This window comes from Dictyobacter arantiisoli (assembly GCF_008326305.1).
GTDB lineage: Bacteria > Chloroflexota > Ktedonobacteria > Ktedonobacterales > Ktedonobacteraceae > Dictyobacter > Dictyobacter arantiisoli.
This window is the reverse complement of record NZ_BIXY01000176.1, coordinates 1-4,300: the sequence shown is the minus strand read 5'-3', so window position 1 is coordinate 4,300 and position 4,300 is coordinate 1. Positions and strand designations below refer to the sequence as shown.

6 protein-coding genes are annotated in these 4,300 nt (G+C 44.5%); 2 read left to right on the top strand and 4 right to left on the bottom strand.

The window, feature by feature from the left end:
• Positions 1–130: 130 nt before the first annotated feature.
• The 4 genes from F1593_RS27375 to F1593_RS27360 form a co-directional block, all read right to left on the bottom strand.
• On the bottom strand, positions 131–1,078 hold the full coding sequence (locus tag F1593_RS27375; protein ID WP_149404726.1) for a PP2C family protein-serine/threonine phosphatase: 948 nt from the start codon (positions 1,076–1,078) through the stop codon (positions 131–133).
• A complete protein-coding gene (locus F1593_RS27370) occupies positions 1,075–1,455 on the bottom strand; it encodes a PadR family transcriptional regulator (protein WP_149404725.1) in 381 nt (126 codons plus the stop codon). The genes F1593_RS27375 and F1593_RS27370 overlap by 4 nt, the downstream gene beginning before the upstream one ends.
• Before the next feature lie 194 nt (positions 1,456–1,649).
• Entirely contained in the window at positions 1,650–1,871 is a 222-nt protein-coding gene (locus F1593_RS27365; protein ID WP_149404724.1) for an SDR family NAD(P)-dependent oxidoreductase, read from the bottom strand.
• Between the two features lie 26 nt (positions 1,872–1,897).
• Positions 1,898–2,347, bottom strand: coding sequence for a DUF4158 domain-containing protein (locus tag F1593_RS27360; RefSeq protein ID WP_268907095.1), 450 nt, complete (start codon positions 2,345–2,347; stop codon positions 1,898–1,900).
• A 723-nt stretch (positions 2,348–3,070) separates the two neighbouring features.
• Here F1593_RS27360 and F1593_RS27355 point away from each other — a divergent pair.
• Together F1593_RS27355 and F1593_RS27350 are read left to right on the top strand one after the other, a co-directional pair.
• Complete coding sequence (locus tag F1593_RS27355) at positions 3,071–3,643, top strand: MauE/DoxX family redox-associated membrane protein (RefSeq protein ID WP_149404722.1); 573 nt, start codon at positions 3,071–3,073, stop codon at positions 3,641–3,643.
• 40 nt (positions 3,644–3,683) lie between these two features.
• Complete coding sequence (locus tag F1593_RS27350; RefSeq protein ID WP_149404721.1) at positions 3,684–4,220, top strand: TlpA family protein disulfide reductase; 537 nt, start codon at positions 3,684–3,686, stop codon at positions 4,218–4,220.
• The last annotated feature ends 80 nt before the right edge of the window (positions 4,221–4,300 follow it).

Below are 4,300 nucleotides of genomic sequence, written 5' to 3'. Positions count from 1 at the left end.
CGCTTAAATCGCGCCATTCTTTGTCCATTGCTTCTTCCATCTCATCCTCCACTCTTTACTGCTTCCAGTGTATCATCTTTCTTTTCTCCTGCCAAGCCTCCCGCAAAAAAATGACGCGCACCCGAGCCATTCATCCCTGCCATGAATGGACAGGGCTTTCTGGCTCGTTTCCTGTAATACCATCGCTACAGAGAACGAGCGTATCGCCATGCGAGATGTGTTCCGTGAATAGATCGACTGCCACTTCAGGCACACCCATACAACGCGTAATCACATTGCGTTGTGGATGCGTTTTCGCCTCCTCCGGCGTGATTTTCCCCTCACGGATCTGTTCTACGACAAAAGAATGATCGAGCGTGACCTGTTTGATCTCTCCTTCATGGATGAGATAGGCTCTGCTATCGCCGACATTGGCGATATAGGCCGTTTCGTTGTGCAGGACGGCCGCGATACAGGTGGTGCCCATTATCTCTACGGTACGTCCCTCGCTTGTATTCTGCTCCACCAGGATGCGATTGGCCTGCTCAACTGCATGGAGCAAAGTGGTATTCAGATCAGGCCCCTGGTTCGCGTAGTAGAGGATATTGACCTCCTCCGTGATCAGCTTGCTGGCCTCTTCACCTTTAGCATGGCCTCCCAGGCCATCCGCCACGATAAAGAGCGCCCCCCGCTGTTGCATAATATCTGGATCGGATGGCAGTACTGAAAGCATGCTATCTTCATTCGTGAGACGCTTCTGTCCAATGTCCGTTTGTGCTCCAACGTCGAGATGAAGAAGTAGATTGGTCATGAAGGACTCCTGTTCCAGCCCTGAGAGCTGTCTTATAGCCTGGATGGCTGATCGATAATGCTCAACAAAAGTAGTCGTGAGTAAATCATAAAGCACAAGGCTCCACATGCGTAATAGACCACCGGGTCCCGCAGCCTGCAGGGTATCGCTGACATAACTATGGAATGTAATCAGCATCTCTCGTTGATATGTCCGCCGGAAATCCCTGGGATAGAGCTGTAGCAAGCTGCGATACAAGCGTTCAGAACTGGTAAGAAGCCATGGCGATGGAGGTGGTGTGGTACTCAAGAAAAGCCTCCTGCTATTTCTGGGCCTGAGAGTAGTTTTTTACTTTGGGCAACTGTCACGAGTTGCGCGAGGCGAGCGGCCTCCAGACGTACGACGCGTTGTCCAAAGCCGGTCAACCGGTAGTAGCGCCGGCGTTCATGATCCAGCGTGGTATCAGGACGCTCACCGGACTCTTCAAGCAAGCCATCAGCCAGCATACGTTTGATAGAACCATAGAGCGTTCCTGGTCCCATTCGTACCTTGCCATCGGTACGCTGCGTAATCTCTTGCATGATGCCGTAGCCATGTCTTTCCTGATCGGCTAGGGCTAGCAGAATATGAAAGACCGCTGGCGTTAAGGGAAGCAGTGCTTCTGGATCACGAGATGTCTGTTTCATGGTTTCCCCCACACATACATTGAAACTATATAGATCCATTACGGATATATCCGCTGTAGATATAATAACCACAAAGGCATAGCTTTGTCAAGGCCGCTATGGAGGGCTTGCTGTAGAGCAAGAAGGCAATAGGATTGACCTTCCTATTGCCTTCTTGTGAGTGGAGGGGAATATTTGTAAGCCTTTGCTTCCATCTAGTGGATAGATAGTGGTTCTTTCAGAGCGGCGAAGTCTACGCCGGTCAGTTCTGTGGAGACGTTCCAGAGGCGCTGTGCGATAGAGGCATTGTATTCGTGCTGGCTTTTCTGATCGATTTTTGGATAGCCACGTATTCCGAAGAGCCCTGACGGCCCAACCATTTCACCACCAAAGATCATCGCCGAGGTGCCTGCATACAGTTGTGGAAGTGCACCCATTGCACCGCTTTGCGCTATAATCGGATTTAAGTATTTATACAGTATGGTTTCAGCTTTGATATTGCTGGTTGTGGAGCTGGTTGTTTGTAAATTGGTACTGGCATAGCCTGGATGGGCGGCGACGCTGCGCGTAGTGGCTCCCTGAATTCCTGCATCTGTTCGCCATCAGTAACGCTTGATTCACGGAACCCCAGTGCCTCGCGGATCTGGGCACGATGATACTCGATGGTACATCCTTGCCAGGCATATTGCAAATAAGCTTCTGAAGGAACCTGTACTTGGGTGGCTAAAAAGGTAAGAACAATGCCAGGGATCTCATTCTTGTGTTGAGGAAAGCGACCTTCTTGCCGGAAGAATTTCAGGAGGGCCACAAACCCTAAGCGGGTCGCACCTGTCTTATTTCCGAGTAAGGCGTGATCCTCAATGTCCAATGTCCAGTGCTTAACTAATTCTTCCGTTTCCCATTGTCTTTTCAGGATAGCGTCTCATAGAGAGCCTTTCCTATTCTAAGCAGAGAGTTCCGAGAATTGATAGAGTCGGAACTGATTACTCATGCTGAGTATAACAAATCAGGGAAAAATGTACAAAACAAGTGTTGAAAATAGATAAAATGTCTGAAGTTCACGTTCCGAAAACAAAACCGGAACTGGACAGGGTTCATTCGAAAGGAGGCTCAACCTTTCTGCTTATTAAATGGTTGTGGGAGGGATAGTTGGTAGAGAAGCACTAATTGAGTCAAAAGGCCATTCTGATGAACATGGATCACCAAATGTGAATGAAACTCAATCATTTTGACAAATGGCACATGACTCCAAACTACAATAGTTATCAGCTTACATGCTTGATATCTGACTGCAAATATTCCAGGGCATTGTAGCTACTTTCTATCTCAATTCGCCATGACATAGTCATCAACATTTCCCTTCAGGTACTGGCTACCCAAGGAGCTTTGTTCAAACATACTTATTACGGGTAAGAATACATAAAAATCAGACCATATGTTTGAATAACTTTTCATATCCATCAATGATTTTCAATATTTTTATATACATAGCATTGACATAAATATATCTGCGAGTTTTTCTTTATGAAACGTTATAAATTATTTCGATGCAAAAGTCATCATAACCTAGTTTTTCATTTAATCTGTGTAGAATTGTATGTACCAGAATTATAAGGAAGATAAAGGAGAATAGGAGATGATATCTTATATTGTTGCACTTTGCCAAGTTGTGCTTGCTGCAACTTTATTGCTAGCAGCAAATGGGAAATTATTTCGATCAGATCAGTTTATTGATGCTTTAAGGTTAAGTCGTTTACCTGATACACTTGTATCTCTTTTTTCTGTTAGCATTCCTACAGTTGAGTTTTTTCTGGCTATTGCATTGCTCCTTAGCCCCTTTAGTGTTCTTTCGATAACTTTCGGAGCATCTTGTATTCTCTTGATCATTTTCACTTTTTGGATGGTTTTTGTTTCCATGCGCAATATGCATATCAAGTGCGGATGTTTTGGAACTGCAAGTGACACTGTTGGACTTCGTAGTATTGTGAGAAATGCAATCCTTTTAGGATGTGGTCTATTGGGATTAGCTTTATCGTTGAAAGTCTCAAGTGCACTACCAGAACCTTCTCTTGAAATGGCAATAATTGTAGTATCACTTGAACTTTGCTTAGCACTCTTTCAATCCTTCCACAGTGCTCGAAGTTTTCTTCTTCTTTCTAAGAAAGACATGTCAGCAGTAGAAGATAATTTTTTGTCACAAACAAATTAGTCTTTTGAATGTTAGTAAGTTACACTGGAGGAAAGATAACTTGAGTCTACTTTTCACTATTTCATACGTCATCTTATGGTTTCTCATGCTTTTTGAGGGTTTTCTGCTGTTATTAGTATATCGTCACTTTGGATTAGCTTCTTTGGGAACTGCTGAAGGCGTCCAAAGAGATGGCTTACCTGTAGGAAAGGCTGCTCCACCTTTGAATGGTATAACTCTTCAGGAACAGGTTATTGCTTGGAAACCAGAATCTGGACATACTTATCTCTTAGCTTTTGTATCTGCAAATTGTTCTCCATGCGCAAGAATTATTCCTTTTATTAACCAGTTCGCTCGACTGAACAAATCTATAGAGGTTGTGCTTTTAGTAAGCGGACCGCGAAGTGATGCAAAGCTTGTCGCAGAAAAATTTCAACTGGATTCATCAATTACCTATCTTTCGGAAGAACCGAGAGGTGCAACACAAACTTATCGTATTCGTGCCACACCGTTTGCATTTCTCATTGGAGAAGATGGATATATCCAAGCAAAAGGTATGGTGGTACCGTTTGTCAAGACAAAAAACGGGTTCAAATAAGACAAAACTCAGCAATACGAGAACGAGTGTTTTACGTTACGTAACGTTGATTAACGTTGCCGATAGACCTGAGCTGGCGT